The following is an 18,078-nucleotide window of genomic DNA, read 5'->3' as shown; positions in this document are numbered from 1 at the left end:
GCACGCTCCGTGGAGATCTGTCGGCACGCCCCTCGTTTGTGTGCCGGCTCACCCCCTCCGGGCCGTCGGTCAGGGGTCCACTCCGTGCCGACCAAGATCCGGGCCATACGCGGACCAGCCGCCTGCAGCTTGGCCGAATCGTGGCCGTTTCCGCTGGTCAGCGGCCATACGAGGCGTGTATCACCAGCACACCAAGAATCTGCTGGGCGCTACGGGTCCCTTGGCACGCAGACAAGGGAAACCTGCTGGTCACGGCCTCTCCGACGGGCGTGGTGGTCGCGTGTGGTCGCAGGATGAGGGTGTCGGACCTTCCCCGCCTCGTGGAGGCGATCGCCATGCGTACCAGCACCGGCCGAGGCCGTGTCTACCGCCGCTGTGGTTGCAGGGACACCCAGCGTCACCAGATCGGTGCCCGCTGTCCTCATCTGCTTACCGACAGCACCCACGGGACCTGGGGTTTCGCCGTCGATGTCCCCGCCCCGGGCCACCGTCGGTCGACGGTGCGCCGGGGTGGCTTCGCCGGTCAGGATGCGGCCGAAGAGGCCTTGCGGCGGTTTCTCGAGGGTGAGGCCGGCGGGTTCGACGCGGACCCGAACCAGACCGTCGCCGCCTACCTGAACGGATGGCTTGCGGCGAAGGCGCTGGTGCTGAAGCCGACCACGATGGCCCGATACCGCGACTATGTGCGCAACGACCTCGTCCCGGCGTTCGGCACCCTGAAGATCGACCAGCTCGCCCACCGGCACATCTCCGCCTTCGCCACCACCCAACTCGCCTCGGGCCGCGGCCGGACCACCCTCTACCGGTGTCTGGCCACCCTCTCCAGCGCGCTCGGCGACGCCGTCCGCCAGCACCGCCTCCCCCACAACCCGGCCTCTCCCCCGGTCCTGCGCCGACCGCCCTCGCCGGAGCGACGGATCTGGACGGCAGAGGAGGCGGCCCGCTTCCTCACCCACTGCCACCGGGCCGACCCGAAGATGGCCGACCTGTTCGAGGTCCTCATCGGCACCGGCATGCGCAAGGGCGAGGCCCTCGGCCTGCATTGGGACGACGTCCACCTCAACGAGGGCGTGCTCTACGTGCGCTGCACGCTCTCCGCCATCGACAACAACCGCCTGGTCCTCACGACACCGAAGACCCGGTCGAGCAGAGGCTGGGTCGCCATCTCACCCCGCGTCGCCACCGCCCTCCGCCGCCGGGCACGCTCAGCACCCCGGACCCGCGGCGACCCCAACGACCCGTTCGCGGGGCTGGTCTTCTGCCGACCCGACGGCCGCCCCCTCGGGCCGCATCTGGTGCTCGACCGGCTCCACCGACTGTCCGAGGAAGCCGGCGTCCCTAGGGTCACCGTCCACGACCTACGCCATCTCGCCGCCACCATCACCATTACCGCCGGCGTCCCGCTCACCGTGGTCTCCAAGACGCTGCGGCACTCCACCCTCTCGACCACCGCGAACCTCTACAGCCACCTCACCCAACAAGCCGCGCACCAGGCCGTCGACACCATCGACCACGTCCTCAGCGGAGCCCAACAGACGGCTGTCCGTACGGACCGGCCCGCGTGGCTGCGACCACCGCGCGACCACCTCCACCGTCTCCGCGAAGCCCTCGGCCGGCTCCGCTCCCCCGCACCGTCCGCCTCCAGCCGCCTGGCGAACCAGCCCCGGCTCAGGCGTGCGACCACACTGCGACCACCACGCCCCCGAACGCACGAAAGGCCGCTCTCTCATGGATGAGAGAACGGCCTCCGACCTGCGTTTCCGCACAGTCGGGACGACAGGATTTGAACCTGCGACCCCTTGACCCCCAGTCAAGTGCGCTACCAAGCTGCGCCACGTCCCGTTGCCCGTCTGACCTGGGGTTTCCCCGGCCGAGCGCGCATGAGAACAATACCGCACTTCCGCACGTGCTCACGAACCGGTTTACGGGCCGGTTTACGGGCCGGGGCGAGGGTGGAGGCGCGGGTTGACCTCAAGTGGACTTGAGGTAGCACGGTGTGGTGCATGACGAACACGACGTATGCGACGGGCATCACGGATCCGGCGGCCACGGCCGCGACGAGGGACCGGTTGCAGCGGCTCATGGGGCTGATGACCGGGGACGAGAAGCACTCGACGGCCGCCACCTCGACGCTCGACGCGCTGTGGGTGCTGTACGACCGGGTGCTGCGGGTGACGCCGGAGACGGCCGGGGACCCGGGCCGCGACCGGTTCCTGCTGTCGAAGGGGCACGGGCCCATGGCGTACTACGCGGTCCTCGCCGACAAGGGGTTCGTCGACGAGGACGCCCTGAGCGGGTTCGGCGGGTACACGTCGATCCTCGGGCACCACCCGGACCGGACCCTGGTGCCGGGGGTGGAGATCGGCAGCGGCTCGCTGGGGCACGGACTGCCGCTGGCCGTGGGGACCGTGCTCGGGCTGCGGGCGCAGGGTCTTGCCGAGCCGAAGGTGTGGGTGCTGATCGGGGACGCCGAGCTGGACGAGGGGAGCAACCACGAGGCGCTCGCGTATGCCGGACCCGCCGGTCTGGAGCAGCTGCACACTCTGGTGATCGACAACGGTTCCGCCACCTACGGCTGGCCCGGCGGGATCGCCTCGCGGTTCGCGGCGGCCGGCTGGTCCGCCGAGACCGTCGACGGGCGGGACCACGAGGCGCTGCACGCCGCCTTCACCGCCCCGCACCCCGGGCGGCCGCGCGCGGTCGTCGCCCGTGTCGAGCCCAAGCACTGACCTCCCCCACCACCAGCCCCGGCCGGACCGGGCCACACCAGGAGAAAACCGTCATGGACACCATGCGCGACCGCTTCATCGCCACCACCACCCGCCTGCTCGACGAGGATCCCCGGCTCGCCCTCGTCCTCGCCGAGATCAGCAGGGACGGCTTCGGGCCGGCCCTGGCGCGGCACCCCGAGCGCGCGATCAACGTCGGGATCCGGGAGCAGCTGCTGATCGGCGTCGGCGGCGGGATCGCCCTGACCGGGCTGCGGCCGATCATGCACACCTTCGCGTCGTTCCTGGTGGAGCGGCCCTTCGAGCAGCTGAAGCTGGACTTCGGGCACCAGGGCACGCACGGGGTGCTGGTCAGCGCCGGCGGCTCGTACGACTGGCCGGCCGGCGGCTTCACCCATATGTCGCCGGGTGACGTGGCGCTGATGGACACCCTGGACGGCTGGAGCGTGCAGGTGCCGGGGCACCCGGACGAGGCGGAGACGCTGCTGCGGCGGGCGGCCGCGAGCGACGAGTCCGTGTACGTACGTCTGTCGGTGCACGCGAACGCCTCGGCACACCCGCTCGCCGGGGGCGGCGGCTTCGGCGTGCTGCGCGAGGGCTCCCGTGGGGTGGTCGTGGCGGTGGGGCCGATGCTGGACGCGGTGCTCGCCGCGACCGAGGGGCTGGATGTGACGGTGCTGTACGCGACGACCGTGCGGCCCTTCGACGGCGCCGCGCTGCGCCGGGCGGTCGCCGGGGCGCGGCCTGACGTGGTGCTCGTGGAGCCGTATCTCGCGGGGACGTCGACGGGCGCCGCGAACGACGCGCTCGCCGAGGTGCCGCACCGGGTGCTCGGGCTCGGCATCGGGCGGCGCGAGCTGCGGCGTTACGGGACGGTGGACGAGCACCTGGCCGGGCAGGGCCTGGACCCGGCGGGCCTGCGGGCCCGGATCGGCGCCTTCCTGCGCTGAGCCCCGTCCGGCACCCGGCACATACGCCCGCGCACGTTCCGTGACGAAATCCGGCCACTCTCCGTCACGTCCCCTCGCACCGCGCGACGCCCCCGCGCGCTCCCCGGGAGGCCCCTCGGGACGGTTCGGCGCGCCGCGGGCACGACGGCCCCGGCGCCGCCGACCGGACCGGACGGGTCCGGAATGCCGCCTCTCGGGTGATCAAGCGTGCTAAGGAATGATCGGTTCCGAGTCACCCGCATATGCCCCTGAAACGCATGCCGTTGGCATGTGGCAGAAAGTCGACCTTGGCGAATACCGCCCTGATCGGACCGAGCAGGCCAAGGCCACACGAAACACAGTCAGAAACAAACGTCAACCGTTCCGGTTTCGGACAAACTTGGTGTCGATATTGATCCACCCCGTAAAGATCAACACCATGAAGTGGTCGGCCTGTTCGGGACGGGATCACTGCCGATGTTCCACCTGTTCGGACCACTCGACGAGCAGGCGATTCGCAGGGAGGGACTCGTATGGACGGCTACTTCAGCAGCCGACTGCATCATCAGCTCCGGGAGACGGTGCGGGACTTCGCAGAGCGTGAGGTCCGGCCACGGATACCGGAGATGGAGGCGTCCCGCACGGTGCACCACGAGCTGTCCAGGATGATCGCCGAACAGGGCTGGCTGGGCGCGACTATCGGCCATGAGTACGGCGGCATGAACGCCGGCCATCTGGCCAAGACGATCATCATCGAGGAGCTCGCCCGGGTCAGCGGCGCGATGGGTGCCATGGTCCAGGCCTCGCAGCTGGGCACCGCCAAGATCGTGCACTTCGGCAGCGACGAACAGCGCAAGACCTGGCTTCCGGCCATCGCGGCCGGCGACTGCCTGCCGACCATCGCGGTCACCGAGTACGAGTCCGGCGGCCATGTCCTCGGCATGGAGGCGAACGCGGTCCGTGACGGGGACGACTACATCCTCAACGGCCGCAAGGTCTATGTCGGCAACAGCCACGTCGGCGACCTGCACGGCGTGGTCGTCCGGACCGGCCCCGGCTCCAAGGGGCTCACCGCCTTCCTGGTGGAGTCCGACCGCCCCGGCTTCCGCACCGGCCCGCAGCAGCCCGCCATGGGTCTGCACGGCTTCAGCTTCGGCGAGCTCATCTTCGAGAACTGCCGGGTGCCGGCCGCGAACCGGCTCGGCGACGAGGGCGACGGCCTCTCCGTCGCGTACTCCTCCAGCGTGCTCTACGGCCGCGCCAACCTCACCGCCGTCTCGCTCGGCATCCACCAGGCGATCCTGGAGGAGACCACCCGCTTCGCCACCGAGCGCATCCGCTACGGCAAGCCGCTCGCCGAACTCCCCACGGTGAAGCTGAAGCTGGGCCAGATGCAGTCGCGGCTCATGACCGCCCGGCTCGCCGCGTACCACGCGGTGCACCTGCTCGACCAGGGCATGTCCTGCGACACCGAGCTGATGAACGCCAAGCTGGTCAACGTCGAGTCGGCGATCGACTCCGGGCGCACCGCCATGGAGGTCCACGCGGCCGCCGGCCTCTACACCGACCGGCCGATCGAGCGCTACCTCCGCGACGCGCACCACATCTTCGCGCCCGCGGGCACCTCCGACATCCAGCTCCTCCGGCTGGCCGAGGTCGCCCTCGGCCAGGACAAGGGCAGTTGGTCGGAGCGGCTCTCCGAGGTGGTCCGCATGCAGCCCATGGAGCCGGCGCACGCCTGAGCCGCGCCTGAACCACGGCCTTGGGGAAAGCCCGTCGAACGAGCAGTGCCCCGGGGGACGGCGAAGCAGCCGGACCTCGGGGCACCCCCGCGCGCGGGCCTGAAGGAGCCGCCCGTCAGAACAGGCCGTCAGAACAGGCCGTCAGAACAGGCCGTCAGAGCCGCCCGTCAGAGCAGGCCGTCCTCACGCCGGTGGATCTGCTCCACCAGCTCCGCCGCCATCGCCTTGATCGTCTCCAGGCCGGCCCGGCCCCACGGCCGGACGTCCGTGTCCACGACGCAGATGGTGCCGAGCGCGACGCCGCTGCGGTCGATCAGCGGCGCGCCCATGTACGAGCGGATGCCGATCTCGTCCACGACCGGGTTGCCCGCGAACCGCGGGTAGTCGCAGACGTCTTCGAGGACGAGGGCCTTGCGGCGCACCACCACGTGCGGGCAGTAGCCGTGGTCGCGGGCCATGAAGCGGCCGACGCCGCCACCGCCCGCGGCGGTCGCGCCCAGGTCGCTGCCCGAGTGGGTGCCGGCCGGGGTGTGCAGGCCCGCGAAGAACTGCCGGTTCTCGTCGATGAAGTTGACCATCGAGTACGGGGCGCCGGTCACCTCCGCGAGCCGGTGGGCGAATTCGTCGAAGGCCGGGTCGGGCTGCTCGCCGAGCCCCAGCTCGCGCAGGCGGCGCACCCGGGCGGGGGCCTCCTGGTCGATCGGGGTGAGCAGCAGATGACCGGTCGGGTCGTAGGTCATGTCGTGGCTCCGTAGGTCGGCGCGGCGGCCGGGATGTTGGTGAGCAGATGCTGGACGAGGGTCAGCAGGGTGCGGATGGCGGAGCTGGAGATCCGGGCGTCGCAGAGCACGACCGGCACCTCGGGCTTGAGGTCGAGGGCCGCCCGCACCTCGTCGGGCTCGTAGCGGTAGGAGCCGTCGAACTCGTTGACCGCGACGACGAATCCGATGCCGCGCCGCTCGAAGAAGTCGACGGCCGAGAAGCAGTCCTCGAGCCGGCGGGTGTCGGCCAGGATGACCGCGCCGAGGGCGCCCTCGGAGAGCTCGTCCCACATGAACCAGAAGCGCTCCTGGCCGGGCGTGCCGAACAGGTAGAGCACGTTGCGCCCGTCGAGGGTGATCCGGCCGAAGTCCATGGCGACCGTGGTGGTCGTCTTGGACTCCACGCCCTCCAGGCTGTCGGTGGCCGCGCTGACCGAGGTGAGCAGCTCCTCCGTGCTGAGCGGTTCGATCTCGCTGACCGCGCCCACGAAGGTGGTCTTGCCGACCCCGAAACCGCCCGCCACCAGGATCTTCAGGGCGGTGGGGAAGGGGTCGCTCGCGAAGCCTTCGTGACCTCGGTCTTGGCCTCGGTCGTGGCCTCGGTCGTGGCGCTCAGAGCCGTTGTCGTAGGCCATCGAGCACTGCCTCCAGCAAGGAACGGTCGGTTGGATTGGCGTGGAAGCGGGGCGCGCGGGCGGTGAGCGCCCCGCAGTCCACGAGATCGGAGAGGAGGACCTTGGTCACGACGGCCGGGAGCCGTAAGTGCGCCGCGATCTCCGCCACCGAGGTGGGCCCCTCGCACAGCCCGAGGGCCAGGCTGTGCTCGGGACCCATGTGGGTCTGCGGCAGGGCGCCGGTCGCCATCACCATCGAGAGCAGGTCGAGCGCGGCGGTCGGCTGGGTCCGGCCGCCGCTGACGGTGTACGGACGTATCAGCCGGCCGGCCGCGTCGTCGAGCCAGGGCCCTTCCTGGTGGGACCCGATGGTCACTGGACCGCACTGCCCGCCGTGCCGGCGGCCTGTCTGGCCGGGGTGACCAGATACGGCCGCACGCTCTTGACGAGCATCGCCATCTCGTAACCGAGGACGGCGGCGTCGGCCTCGCGGCCGGCGAGCACCGCGAGACAGGTGCCGGAGCCGGCGGTGGAGACGAAGAGCAGGGTGGAATCCAGCTCGACGACGACCTGGCGGACCTCGCCGCCGTCGCCGAACCGGGCGCCGGCGCTGCGGCCGAGCGAGTAGAGGCCGGAGGCCAGCGCGGCCATGTGGTCGGCCGCGTCGGGGTCGAGGCCGTGCACGGACTTCACGAGGCCGTCGGAGGAGAGCAGTACGGCGTTGCGGGTGTAGGGGACCCGCTGGACCAGGCCGCTCAGCAGCCAGTCGAGATCCGAGGAATGGCCGTGCGGCACATTGCTCGCCATGTACATCTACTCCTTGTGCGCGTCGCCGGGGGGACGCAGCGATTCACGGGGGGCGGGCTGGGATTCGGCGAGTCCGATGCCGCGCTGGAAGGCGGCCATCAGACCCGGGTCGTGCAGGGCGGGCTCCTCGTTGGGGCGGGCCGTGGGCTCCTCGCGCAGCTGCGGTACGAGGTGTTCCTGGGCGCGCCGCTTGGGAAGGTCGGGCCTGCCCGTCGCTCCGGAGCGCGGGGCCGGGGGGACCACGGCCGCCGGAGCGGGGTGAGCGGGGCCGGCCGCCATGGGGGCGGGGGCGGCGTGGGTGGCCGGGACGGCCGGGGCGGGATGCGGAGCCGGGAGGTGAGACTGCGCGTGCGCCGTTACGGGGACGGGCGCGGGCGCCGCGGGGGACTGCGGCGCCGGGGTCGGGGCAGGGGTGGTGAGGGCGCCGCGGTCCATGACCAGCGGGGCCGTCGGGTGGTCCCCGGGGGCGCCGGCGCCGGCGTGGACCGGAGCGGGGGCCGCCGGGACGTGGGGCCGGGGCTGGACCGGAGGCTGGGGCTGGGCGTGGGGCTGAGCCTGCGGCTGCGGCCGGCTCTGGTGCTGCGGGGCCGGGATCGGGGCCTGGGCGGACTGCGCGGCCTGGACCTGAGCGGCCTGCGCCTGCGCGACCTGGGCCTGGGCGGCCTCGCCGCGGGCCAGGCCCTCGGGGTCGGCGCCGAGCAGGCCCTGGGGCAGGACGAGCACGGCCTGGACGCCGCCGTAGATGTTGGACTGCAGCCGCACGGCGATGCCGTGCCGCCGGGCGAGCGCGGAGACCACGAAGAGTCCGATGCGCCCGTCCTGGAGCAGATGCGCCACGTTGACCTGGTCGGGGTCGGAGAGCAGCGCGTTCATCTTGTTCTGCTCGGCCACGGGCATGCCGAGGCCGCGGTCCTCGACCTCGATGGCGAGGCCGGCGGTGACGTACTGGGCGCGCATCAGCACGGTGGTGTGCGGTGCGGAGAACAGCGTGGCGTTCTCGACCAGTTCGGCGAGCAGGTGGATGACGTCGGCCACGGCGTGGCCGCGCAGGGTGCCGTCGATCGGCGGGACCAGCTTCACCCGGGGGTACTGCTCGACCTCGGCGATGGAGGAGCGCAGCACCTCGGTCATGGTGACCGGGTTCGACCACTGGCGGCGGGCGATGGCGCCGCCGAGGACGGCGAGGTTCTCGGCGTGGCGGCGGATGCGGGTGGCGAGGTGGTCGACGTGGAAGAGGCCCTTGAGCAGCTCGGGGTCCTCGACCTCGTTCTCCAGCTCGTCGAGCAGCTGGATCTCGCGGTGGACGAGGGACTGGAGGCGTCGGGCGAGGTTCACGAAGACCTCGACCTTCTGCTCGTTGCCGACGCTGCTGGAGAGCTGCGAGGCCTGCACCACGGCGGCCACGGCGGCTTCGTGAGAGCGCGTCAGTTCGTCGGAGAGGCGGTCGAACTCGTCGCCGGAGGGGGTGCCGGCGGGGAGCGCGGGCCGCGCCGCGGGGGTCTCGCCCCTGCGCAACTGTTCGACGACCGTGCGGAGTTCGCCCTGGCCGCGGAGGGCGGTCTGGCGCAGGGTGCCGGCCCGGTCGAGGATCGACTTGGCGGCCCGGTCGGCGCCGATGGCGGCGGCGCTCACGGAGGCGACGGTGATGGCCGCGGCTCCGGTGAGCGCGGCCCACAGGCCGGGGCCGGCCTCGGCGCCGGTGGTGCGGATGGTGAACAGCTCGGCCGCGGCGCCGCCGAGGGCGACGGCAACCGCCGGAAGCACGGACGTACGCAGGAGTTGGGAGCGTATGCGTGCCTCGGTCGGGAGCGGCGCGGGGGACGGCGCCGGGGTCGGATCGGTGCCGGCGCCGGTCGGCCCGGCGGGCGTGCGGGCGCCTGACCGGCCGTGCCGCCCGCCCTCGCGGCGTTCGGAACGCGCGGCGGGTGCGCGAAGTTGAGACATGAGTGTCCTTGGTACGTGCCCAGGAATCGGCGTACGACGGGGGTGCACTACGGGGGGAGGTGTGACGTGAGTGAGTTGAGCCTACCGATGATCACCAAGCTGCCACGATAGTCGTCAACCGTTCACGTGCGGTGCGCAGTTGGCAAACTTACCCGTAGACCGCCCCGCTCTGGTATCGCCCCCGCACCATCGGCCGGGAATGATTGGCCGAAACTCGCCGTTCGAGGCTCCGTGAAAACGGACCGGAACCGGACCGGAAGCAGACCCGGGGTCAGGCGGGGCCACCGCTGGGCCCGCCCCGAAGGCCCGGAGAGGCCCGAGGGACCACGCCCTCCCCGTACCATCCACCGGACCGGAATCCGCCACGTGAGCGCGCGACCCCTCTGCGTGACCACCTCGGAGCGCACCCCTACCGGCCGGTTCTCGCCGCCGCCGGGCACGGACCGGGCCGGACGGGCCCGGTCCGTATTCGCTATCGCATCCTTCGCTTTCTACGCGATCTTCGCGTCCCGCCCCACGGGCGCGGCCGAGTCAGCGCTCGGCCGCGAGGTCCAGTTCTCCGCTGCGGCCCTCGGCAGCCGGGGTCTGCGGGGCGGAGCCGCGGCTCCAATGGCGGGGCACCGGGTGGGCGATGCCGCCCCACCAGCGGTCGGCGGGCACCTTGCCGGACGGCTCGAAGGGCTGGCCCGGGCGGGGCAGGGCGACGCTCTGGCCCGCCTCATCGGCGGCGTCCTTGGTCCACTCCCCCGGCTCGGCCCACGGGTGCGGGGCCAGGTTGAAGGTGCCCCAGTGGATGGGCAGCAGCACGCCGTGCGGGCTGCCGCCCTGGAGGTCGAGGTGGGCCCGCAGGCCCTCGGCCGGGGTCATGTGGATGTCGGGCCAGTACTCGGAGTAGGCACCGATCTGGATCATGGTGGCGTCGAAGGGCCCGTGGGCGGCGCCGATCTCCTGGAAGCCGGAGAAGTAGCCGGTGTCGCCGCTGTGGTAGATCCGGTGCTCCGGGCCCTCGGCGACCCACGAGGCCCACAGGGTGTGCTGCTGGTTGCGCAGGCCGCGGCCGCAGAAGTGGCGGGCCGGGGTGGCGGTCAGCCGCAGGTCGCCGACCTCGGTCGACTCGTTCCAGTCCAGCTCGCGCAGCCGGGAGGGGCGCACGCCCCAGTGCTCCAGGTGGGCGCCGACGCCGAGCGGCGCCGCGAAGAGAGTGTCGGTGGTCGCCAGGGCCTTGATCGTCGGCAGGTCGAGGTGGTCGTAGTGGTCGTGGGAGATCACCACGACGTCGACCGGGCCGAGCGCGGCCAGCGGCGCGGGCACCGGGTGCAGCCGCTTGGGTCCGACGAAGGCGAAGGGCGAGCAGCGCTCGCCCCAGACCGGGTCGAAGAGCACCCGGCGCCCGTCGATCTCGGCGAGGACGCTGGAGTGGCCCATCCAGGTGAGCCGGAGCCCGCTCGCCGGCGGCTTGGCCAGGTCGGCGACGGTGGTCGGGTGCACGGGGATGTGGCCGGTGGGGGCCCGGCGCGCCCGCGCCTCCTTCTCGAAGTAGACCTTGGCGAACTCGATCGTCGAGCCGGACGGCCGGTGCCGGGCCTGCTCCGGGTTCCGGAAGACCCCGTCGGCGAAGTTCGGGGAGCGGCGGATGCGCTCCAGCCGCTCTCCGCTCGGGTCGGCGCCGAAGGCCGCGGGGCGCAGCGCGCGCAGCCGTGCCCGCAGCGAGGGGTCGGAGCCAGTGCCGGTCACAGAGCCTCCTGAGGTCGGTGTGGTCCCTTCATTATGGGCGGCCCACCGGGTCCGGCGCCGTGGCGATCTTGTCTTTGTCCGGTGGCGGCGCCGTGGGGGTGCCGTGGCGGGGGTACGCCGGGGGTGCGGCGCCCGCCCCGCGCCCCGCCCGTCCGGCCCGGGTCCCGGTCCGGGTCCAGGTCCGGCCTAGATCAGCTCGTACACCGCCGTCACCGTCACGTGCTCCTCGATCTCGCCGGGGGCGAGCGGCACGGCCTCGCCGCCGTCGGCCACGGCGCTGGGCACGGCGGCGGGGCCGGGGCGGACGCTCTCGCCCTCGGTGAGCGAGACCAGCCGGCCGAGCCGGTGGCCGCTGAGCCTGGCGTGCTGGGCGGCCTTGTCGTGGGCGTCGCGGTGGGCGGCCTCGCGGGCGGTGGCGCGCAGCGCGGTGGGGTCGGACACGTCGAAGACGACTCCGTTGATCCGGCCCGCGTCGCCGGTGGCGTCGTTGACGGCGCCGATGACCTGGCCTGCCCGGTCGATGTCGCGGACCTTCACGGCGAAGGTCTGACCGGCCTGGTAGCCGGTGACCTTGCTCTCGCCCTCGGTGCTCTGGGCGTAGACGGGCGACAGGGACAGGCTCTCGGTGCGGATGTCGCGGTCGGCGACGCCCTGTGCGTGCAGCGCGTCGACCAGCGCCTTCGCCGCCGTGTTCTGGGCGGCGAGGGCCTCCTTCGCGGTCTTGCGGGTGGCCTCGACGCCGACCGAGAGCACGGCCAGATCGGGCGCTGCGGCGGCCCGGCCGCTGCCGGTGACGGTCACGGTGGCCGGTGCGGGCGCCCGTACGGCCGCCGCCGGGGCCGTGACGCCCGGCGCGGCGGCGCTCGCGGGGGCGGCGGCACCGAGCAGCACCCCGCCGAGGGCGGCGCCGACGGCGAGGGTGCGGAGCGGTCCGGCGAGGCGGGCGCCGGGCAGGTCGTGGGAATGACGCGGTGTCATGGGCGGTCCCTTCGGGGGTGGTTGCCGGTGCTCCGGCCGCGCACATCCCACCAGCCGCCGACCGCCCGGCCCCGCCGCCACGACCGTACGGCGCCGTCCTTCACCTCTCCGTACCAGGGGCGGGCCGGCCGGCTCAGCAGTTCAGCGAGAGCGGCGGCCGCCACAGGAGTCCGTCGCCGGCCGTGCCCGGCGTGGGCGTGTAGGAGAGCGGTACGAGATGGGTGGCGGCGGCGGCCTCGTTGCGGGTGCCGAGCCACAGGTCGATGATCTGCCAGGGCTGCCCGTCGAGGACGGAGACGGTGCGCGGGGCACCGCCGCAGCTGTTGCCGTTGAAGACGCGGCGGCCGTACACGGGCGCGCTCCAGCCGAGGTTCTCCGGCGCGGCCCAGCCGGAGTAGAGCGAGGGCGCGGTGGCGTAGCCGATGGGCGTGCCGGTGCAGTAGCCGCAGGCCGGGTCGGCGTAGGTGAGGACGTAACGCTGCTGCACCGGGTCCCACCAGCCGCCGGGGCCCTCGACCTTCTTCAGCCCGGCGACCTTGCGGACGCCGACGCCGGTGCCGCCGGTCCCCCGGCTGTCGAGCTGTTCGATGTTGAGCTGTGCGGTGCCGGGGAGGGTGCAGACCATGGCCGGGGGCTCGCCGGGGGTGCCGGACTCGATGATGCCGAAGTCGCCGTTGCCGGCGCAGATCGTGAGGTCGGGCTTGCGGTACGCGCCTTCGACGGCGGGTCCGGAGCCGGGTCCGCAGGGTCCGGCGGCGGAGGCGCACTCCATGGCGTTGTAGGCGTTGGCCTGGCTGAGGGTGTAGTGGCGGGGGCTGTTGAACCAGAGGACGAAGCCGCCGTCGTCGAGGCCCCAGCCGGAGCGGCGGATCATCCGGGGGTTGAAGCAGCCCTGTCCGGTGGCTCCGCAGGTGTCCTGCCAGGTGCCGTCGGTCCAGGGGTCGGCGGCGGTGGGGTCGAAGAGCGGCCGCGGTGCGGTCCACGGGCCCTGCGGGGTGGGCGCGGTGGAGACGCCGAAGCCGCACCAGGGGGTGGGCTTGACGTACCACTCGAAGCCGCAGCCGTACATCGAGCCGTACAGGTAGTAGACGTCGTCGAACTTGGCGATCTGGGCGTCGTGGAGGTCGAGTCCCCGGATGGTGAAGGCGGCCGGGAGGGGGAGGCGGGTGCCGCCTCCCTTGCCCGTGTCGGCGGCGGCCGGGATCGCGGTGCAGAGCGCGGCGGCGGCGAACAGCAGGGCCGTGAGAATACGTCGGACGGACACGGATGATGATTATCAGACGAATCATCACATTGGCGGTGTGACACGCACGAAACGCCTACACGACGCACGCGGGGCACACACAGGACCCGCACAGGACGCGGGCGGTGCACCGGCGTTGCGGCGGCGGCCGCGGAGCTCCCGGCCCGGGTACGGGCGTTGTCAGTGCCGCTTGGTAGAACTTCTCGCATCGGCCGATCCACGCCGTCCGGCGGCCCCTCTGGTGTCTGGAGCCTTCATGACCATCGGGAATTACCTGCGGGAGTTCCACGACCTGCCCGTGTTCGAGTTCCCCGCCCCCGGCGGGAAGGCGGCGGCCGCCGAGCTGCCCGACCCCGCCGCGGTGGCCTGGCGACTCTCCGCGGCCACCTACGCCGAGCCCGGGGACGAGCACTGGGAAGATCTCTTCCCCCGCTTCGTCGACGCCGTGGACACCGCGAAGGTCCGGGCCGTGGTCGTCGGCGGCTGGGACGAGGCGTTCGAGAACTCCTCGGCCGCCATCGTCGAGGCGCTGGTCGCCGCGAAGGACCGGCTGCCCGCCCTGGAGGCGGTGTTCCTCGGCGACATGCTGTCCGAGGACTGCGAGATCTCCTGGATCATGCAGTCCGACGTCACCCCGCTGCTCGCCGCCTACCCCGGGCTGCGCACGCTCGCCGTCCGCGGCGCCAGCGGTCTGGAATTCCCGCCGGTGCGGCACGAGGGCCTGCGCCGGCTCGTCGTGCAGACCGGCGGTCTGCCGGCCGACGTGGTCCGCTCCATCGGCGCCTGCGACTTCCCGGCCCTGGAGCACCTGGAGCTGTGGCTCGGCCGGGACGACTACGGCAACGACACCACGCCCGCCGACCTGGAGCCGATCCTGTCCGGCACCCGGCTGCCCGCGCTGCGGTATCTGGGACTGCGGAACAGCGACGCCCAGGACGAGGTCGTCGCCGCCGTCGCGAGCGCCCCCGTCGTCGCCCGCCTGGAGACGCTGGACCTGTCCATGGGCGAGCTCACCGACCAGGGCGCCGAGGCGCTGCTCGCCGGGCAGCCGCTCACCCACCTGAAGCGGCTCGACCTGTCGCACCACTTCCTCTCCGACGAGACGGCCGAGCGCGTCACCGCCGCGCTCGCCCCGCACGGCGTCGCCGTGGACGTGAGCGACCGCCAGGTCCCCCACGAGTACAACGGCGAGCGCTACCGCTACACCGCGGTCGGCGAGTGACCTCCGCCGCGAGCCCCCGCCCGGATCGGCCCGGCCTGGCCGTCGTCGGCAACCCCGGAAGCCGCCGGGTCCGGTTCTTCCTGGACGCGGTGGCGGCCGCCGGGCTGCCCGCGGCGCGGGTGGTGCCGTGGCTCGACGTGCTGCGCGGGACCGCGGAGTTCCGCTCCGGCGAGACCGTGCGGGTCGACAGCCCCGGGGAGGACCCGGAGGTGGACCGGCTGCTGCGCGGCACGGACGACCCGACCCGGGCGGAGGGCTCGCGGCGCTGGTACGAGGCGTTCACCGGCGCCCTGCCGGAGCTCGCCGCGCGGGTGGCGGCGGCCGGGGCGGCCCTGGTGGACGACCCGGCCGAGACCGCCGTCCTGTTCGACAAGCGGCTGACCCACGGGCGGCTGCGGGCGGCCGGGGTGCCCGTGCCGGACTCCCCCACCTCCGGCCCGGGCGGGCCGCCGGTGCGCGGCTGGGCGGACCTGCGGGCCCTGATGGCCGGCGCCGGTCTGGCCCGGGTGTTCGTGAAGCCCGCCCACGGCTCCTCCGCCTCGGGCGTCCTCGCCCTGGAGACCGCGGGCGGCGGCCGGGTCCAGGCCACCACCTCGGTGGAACGGGCCCCGGACGGACGCCTGTTCAACTCGCTGCGGGTGCGCCGTTACGGCACCGAGGCCGAGGTCGCCGCCCTGGTGGACGCCCTCGCGCCGGACGGCCTGCACATCGAGCGCTGGATACCGAAGGCCGCCCTGCAGGGCCGGGCCGCCGATCTGCGGGTCGTGGTGGTCGACGGCCGGGCCACCCATGCCGTGGTGCGCACCAGCCGCTCCCCCCTGACCAATCTGCATCTGGGCGGCGCCCGCGGCGACCTGGCCGCCGTCCGGGCCGCGACCGCCACGGCCGGCGGCCGGTTCGCCGACGCGCTCGCCGTGTGCGAGCGGGCCGCTGCCGCCTTCCCCGGCACCCACTGCGTGGGGGTCGACCTGCTGCCGGCCGCCGGCTGGCGCCGCTTCTCGGTCGGCGAGGTCAACGCCTTCGGCGACCTGCTGCCCGGGCTCACCGGACTGCCGGGCAGCGGGGCCGAGGACCAGGACACCTACGCCGCCCAGGTCGCCGCCCTGCTCCGTACCCGAACCTCCCTCAGGACCCCGAGCACCACAGGAACCAGCACGCCGTGAACCCCCCGAACACCCCCGACACCCCGAACGTCGACATGAACGCGATCGTGGGCAGCCACGATCTGCTCCTGGTCACGCTCGACACCCTGCGCTTCGACGTGGCCGCCGAACTCGCCGCCGAGGGCCGCATACCGAACCTGGCCCGGCATCTGCCGGGCGGGTCCTGGGAGCGGCGGCACGCGCCCGGCAGCTTCACCTACGCCTCCCACCAGGCGATGTTCGCGGGCTTCCTGCCGACCCCGGCGACGCCCGGTCCGCACCCGCGGCTCTTCGCGGCCCGGTTCGCGGGCAGCGAGACCACCGCCGACGGCACCTTCGTCTTCCACGACACGCCCGATCTGGTGTCGGCGCTCGCGCACGAGGGCTACCGCACGGTGTGTGTCGGCGGGGTGGGCTTCTTCAACGAGCAGCCGCCGCTCGGCACGGTGCTGCCCGGTCTGTTCCAGGAGAGCCACTGGGAGCCGTCCTTCGGGGTGGCCTCGCCGACCTCCTTCGAGTCCCAGGTCGCCCGCGCCGAGGAGGTCGTCGCAGCGCTGCCGCGGGCCCGCCGGCTGTTCCTCTTCGTCAACGTCTCGGCGCTTCACCAGCCCAACTGGTTCCATCTGGAAGGCGCGAGCCGCGAGGCCGGCGACTCCCGCGCCACCCACGCCGCCGCCCTCGAGTACGTGGACCGGCACATCGGGCGCCTGTTCGCCGCGATGAGCAGCCGCCGCGACTGCTTCGCCATCGTCTGCTCCGACCACGGCACGGCCTACGGCGACGACGGCTTCACCGGACACCGGCTCGGCCACGAGAGCGTGTGGACGGTGCCGTACGCGCAGTTCGTCCTTCCCGGCCCGGACGCCCACGAGGACGGTGCCGCATGAGCGCCGTGACCGAGGCGGTCCGCCCGTACACCAGCTACGTCTACGCCTATCCGCACAAGACGGCCTACCGTCCGCTGCCCGACCGGCCCGCGCTCGCCGGGCTGTGGGCGGACGAGCCGAAGGACGCGCTGTCCCTCTACGCGCACATACCCTTCTGCGAGGTCCGCTGCGGCTTCTGCAACCTCTTCACCCGGATCGGCGCCCCGGACGAGCTGACCACCCGCTATCTCGACGCGCTCGACCGGCAGGCGACGGCGGTGCGCGAGGCGCTGGGCGACGCGGCACCGGTGCGGTTCGCCACGGCCGCGTTCGGCGGGGGCACACCCACCTTCCTCACCGCGGCCGAGCTGGAGCGGCTGTGCGACATCGCCGAGCGGCGGATGGGCGCCGACCTGCGGGCGGTGCCGCTGTCCGTGGAGACCTCGCCGTCGACGGCGACCGCCGACCGGCTCGCGGTGCTCGCGGAGCGCGGCGCGACCCGGCTGAGCATCGGAGTGCAGAGCTTCGTCGAGGCCGAGGCGCGGGCGGCGGTCCGCCCGCAGCGCCGGGCCGAGGTCGAGGCGGCCCTCGGCCGGATCCGCGACACCGGCGTCCCGGTCCTCAACATCGACCTGATCTACGGCATCGACGGCCAGACCGAGGCGAGCTGGCGCCGCTCGCTCGACGCCGCCCTCGTCTGGCGCCCAGAAGAGCTCTATCTGTATCCGCTGTACGTGCGGCCGCTCACCGGTCTGGGCCGCAAGGGCCCGGCCGAGAGCGACCGGGAGTGGGACGAGCGGCGGCTGCGGCTCTACCGGCACGGCCGCGACCACCTCCTGGCTCGGGGCTACGAGCAGGTGTCGATGCGCATGTTCCGGCGCGCGGACGCACCGGCCCTCGGCCCGGACGACCACGCCTGCCAGACCGACGGCATGATCGGCCTGGGCTGCGGCGCCCGCTCCTACACCTCGCGGCTGCACTACTCCTTCGACTACGCGGTCGGCATGCCCGAGATCCGCTCGATCATCGACACCTACACCGGCACGCGGGACTTCTCCCGGGCCGAGGTGGGCCGCCGGGTCGACGCGGGCGAGGCGCGCCGCCGGCACCTCCTCCAGTCGCTCCTCCAGGCCGCCGGGATGCCGCTCGCCGACTACGCGGCCCGGTTCGGCGGTTCGCCGTTCGACGACTTCGGGGCCGAGCTGGCCCGCTTCGAGGAGCGCGGCTGGCTGGACACCGGCGCCCCCGCCGGGCTGCTCCGGCTCTCCCCCGAGGGCCTGGCGCACTCCGACGGGCTCGGGCCCGAGCTGTTCTCCCCGGCGGTGCGGGCGGCCATGGCCGCGTACGAGGCCAAGTAGGGGGCGGCC

16 protein-coding genes and 1 tRNA gene are annotated in these 18,078 nt (G+C 73.2%); 8 read left to right on the top strand and 9 right to left on the bottom strand.

What is annotated here, in order from left to right:
* Positions 1–545: 545 nt before the first annotated feature.
* Positions 546–1,736 carry a tyrosine-type recombinase/integrase gene (locus JAO84_RS31605; protein WP_370415891.1) on the top strand — a complete coding sequence of 397 codons (1,191 nt, stop codon included), beginning with the start codon at positions 546–548 and terminating at the stop codon, positions 1,734–1,736.
* Between the two features lie 32 nt (positions 1,737–1,768).
* Here the strand turns inward: JAO84_RS31605 and JAO84_RS31600 are convergent.
* Positions 1,769–1,842, bottom strand: a tRNA-Pro gene (locus tag JAO84_RS31600).
* A 161-nt stretch (positions 1,843–2,003) separates the two neighbouring features.
* Here JAO84_RS31600 and JAO84_RS31595 point away from each other — a divergent pair.
* From JAO84_RS31595 to JAO84_RS31585, 3 genes are all read left to right on the top strand, one after another.
* A complete protein-coding gene (locus tag JAO84_RS31595) occupies positions 2,004–2,729 on the top strand; it encodes a transketolase (protein WP_370415890.1) in 726 nt (241 codons plus the stop codon).
* Positions 2,730–2,782: 53 nt separating this feature from the next.
* Entirely contained in the window at positions 2,783–3,679 is an 897-nt protein-coding gene (locus JAO84_RS31590) for a transketolase family protein (RefSeq protein WP_370415889.1), read from the top strand.
* 512 nt (positions 3,680–4,191) lie between these two features.
* Positions 4,192–5,400, top strand: coding sequence for an acyl-CoA dehydrogenase family protein (locus tag JAO84_RS31585; RefSeq protein WP_370415888.1), 1,209 nt, complete (start codon positions 4,192–4,194; stop codon positions 5,398–5,400).
* A gap of 167 nt (positions 5,401–5,567) precedes the next feature.
* Here the strand turns inward: JAO84_RS31585 and JAO84_RS31580 are convergent, their stop codons facing one another.
* From JAO84_RS31580 to JAO84_RS31545, 8 genes are all read right to left on the bottom strand, one after another.
* Positions 5,568–6,140, bottom strand: a complete 573-nt coding sequence (locus tag JAO84_RS31580) for a GAF domain-containing protein (RefSeq protein ID WP_370415887.1) — start codon at positions 6,138–6,140, stop codon at positions 5,568–5,570.
* Positions 6,137–6,796 (bottom strand): ATP/GTP-binding protein, encoded by a 660-nt coding sequence (locus JAO84_RS31575; protein WP_370415886.1) that lies wholly within the window; start codon positions 6,794–6,796, stop codon positions 6,137–6,139. The genes JAO84_RS31580 and JAO84_RS31575 overlap by 4 nt, the downstream gene beginning before the upstream one ends.
* Positions 6,774–7,145, bottom strand: a complete 372-nt coding sequence (locus JAO84_RS31570; RefSeq protein ID WP_265863298.1) for a DUF742 domain-containing protein — start codon at positions 7,143–7,145, stop codon at positions 6,774–6,776. The genes JAO84_RS31575 and JAO84_RS31570 overlap by 23 nt, the downstream gene beginning before the upstream one ends.
* Positions 7,146–7,147: 2 nt before the next feature.
* A complete protein-coding gene (locus JAO84_RS31565; protein WP_265863088.1) occupies positions 7,148–7,582 on the bottom strand; it encodes a roadblock/LC7 domain-containing protein in 435 nt (144 codons plus the stop codon).
* 6 nt (positions 7,583–7,588) lie between these two features.
* Complete coding sequence (locus JAO84_RS31560) at positions 7,589–9,526, bottom strand: sensor histidine kinase (protein ID WP_370415885.1); 1,938 nt, start codon at positions 9,524–9,526, stop codon at positions 7,589–7,591.
* A gap of 531 nt (positions 9,527–10,057) precedes the next feature.
* On the bottom strand, positions 10,058–11,260 hold the full coding sequence (locus tag JAO84_RS31555; protein WP_370415884.1) for an MBL fold metallo-hydrolase: 1,203 nt from the start codon (positions 11,258–11,260) through the stop codon (positions 10,058–10,060).
* 186 nt (positions 11,261–11,446) lie between these two features.
* Positions 11,447–12,238 (bottom strand): SIMPL domain-containing protein, encoded by a 792-nt coding sequence (locus JAO84_RS31550; RefSeq protein ID WP_370415883.1) that lies wholly within the window; start codon positions 12,236–12,238, stop codon positions 11,447–11,449.
* A gap of 133 nt (positions 12,239–12,371) precedes the next feature.
* Positions 12,372–13,502, bottom strand: a complete 1,131-nt coding sequence (locus JAO84_RS31545) for a hypothetical protein (protein ID WP_370415882.1) — start codon at positions 13,500–13,502, stop codon at positions 12,372–12,374.
* A 235-nt stretch (positions 13,503–13,737) separates the two neighbouring features.
* Between JAO84_RS31545 and JAO84_RS31540 the strand changes: the two genes are divergently transcribed.
* Genes JAO84_RS31540 through JAO84_RS31525 form a run of 4 tightly spaced genes read left to right on the top strand, consistent with a single transcriptional unit; the run spans position 13,738 to position 18,069 of the window.
* Positions 13,738–14,703, top strand: coding sequence for an STM4015 family protein (locus JAO84_RS31540; protein ID WP_370415881.1), 966 nt, complete (start codon positions 13,738–13,740; stop codon positions 14,701–14,703).
* The gene (locus JAO84_RS31535) at positions 14,700–15,866 is read left to right on the top strand and encodes an STM4014 family protein (RefSeq protein WP_370415880.1); all 1,167 of its coding nucleotides are present in this window, start codon (positions 14,700–14,702) and stop codon (positions 15,864–15,866) included. The genes JAO84_RS31540 and JAO84_RS31535 overlap by 4 nt, the downstream gene beginning before the upstream one ends.
* A gap of 35 nt (positions 15,867–15,901) precedes the next feature.
* The gene (locus JAO84_RS31530; RefSeq protein ID WP_370416922.1) at positions 15,902–16,732 is read left to right on the top strand and encodes an STM4013/SEN3800 family hydrolase; all 831 of its coding nucleotides are present in this window, start codon (positions 15,902–15,904) and stop codon (positions 16,730–16,732) included.
* A complete protein-coding gene (locus tag JAO84_RS31525) occupies positions 16,729–18,069 on the top strand; it encodes an STM4012 family radical SAM protein (RefSeq protein ID WP_370415879.1) in 1,341 nt (446 codons plus the stop codon). The genes JAO84_RS31530 and JAO84_RS31525 overlap by 4 nt, the downstream gene beginning before the upstream one ends.
* Positions 18,070–18,078 lie beyond the last annotated feature (9 nt).

The organism is Streptomyces fradiae (genome assembly GCF_041270065.1).
Classification (GTDB): Bacteria; Actinomycetota; Actinomycetes; order Streptomycetales; family Streptomycetaceae; genus Streptomyces.
Note: the sequence above shows the minus strand (reverse complement) of the source record. Positions and strands in the feature narration are given on the sequence as shown.

Coding starts and splice junctions, on each gene's coding strand:
- JAO84_RS31580 (WP_370415887.1), bottom strand. CDS start 6,140: ATGACCTACGACCCGACCGGTCATCTGCTGCTCACCCCGATCGACCAG.
- JAO84_RS31590 (WP_370415889.1), top strand. CDS start 2,783: ATGGACACCATGCGCGACCGCTTCATCGCCACCACCACCCGCCTGCTC.
- JAO84_RS31550 (WP_370415883.1), bottom strand. CDS start 12,238: ATGACACCGCGTCATTCCCACGACCTGCCCGGCGCCCGCCTCGCCGGA.
- JAO84_RS31525 (WP_370415879.1), top strand. CDS start 16,729: ATGAGCGCCGTGACCGAGGCGGTCCGCCCGTACACCAGCTACGTCTAC.
- JAO84_RS31530 (WP_370416922.1), top strand. CDS start 15,902: ATGAACGCGATCGTGGGCAGCCACGATCTGCTCCTGGTCACGCTCGAC.
- JAO84_RS31595 (WP_370415890.1), top strand. CDS start 2,004: ATGACGAACACGACGTATGCGACGGGCATCACGGATCCGGCGGCCACG.
- JAO84_RS31575 (WP_370415886.1), bottom strand. CDS start 6,796: ATGGCCTACGACAACGGCTCTGAGCGCCACGACCGAGGCCACGACCGA.
- JAO84_RS31565 (WP_265863088.1), bottom strand. CDS start 7,582: ATGGCGAGCAATGTGCCGCACGGCCATTCCTCGGATCTCGACTGGCTG.
- JAO84_RS31585 (WP_370415888.1), top strand. CDS start 4,192: ATGGACGGCTACTTCAGCAGCCGACTGCATCATCAGCTCCGGGAGACG.
- JAO84_RS31540 (WP_370415881.1), top strand. CDS start 13,738: ATGACCATCGGGAATTACCTGCGGGAGTTCCACGACCTGCCCGTGTTC.
- JAO84_RS31560 (WP_370415885.1), bottom strand. CDS start 9,526: ATGTCTCAACTTCGCGCACCCGCCGCGCGTTCCGAACGCCGCGAGGGC.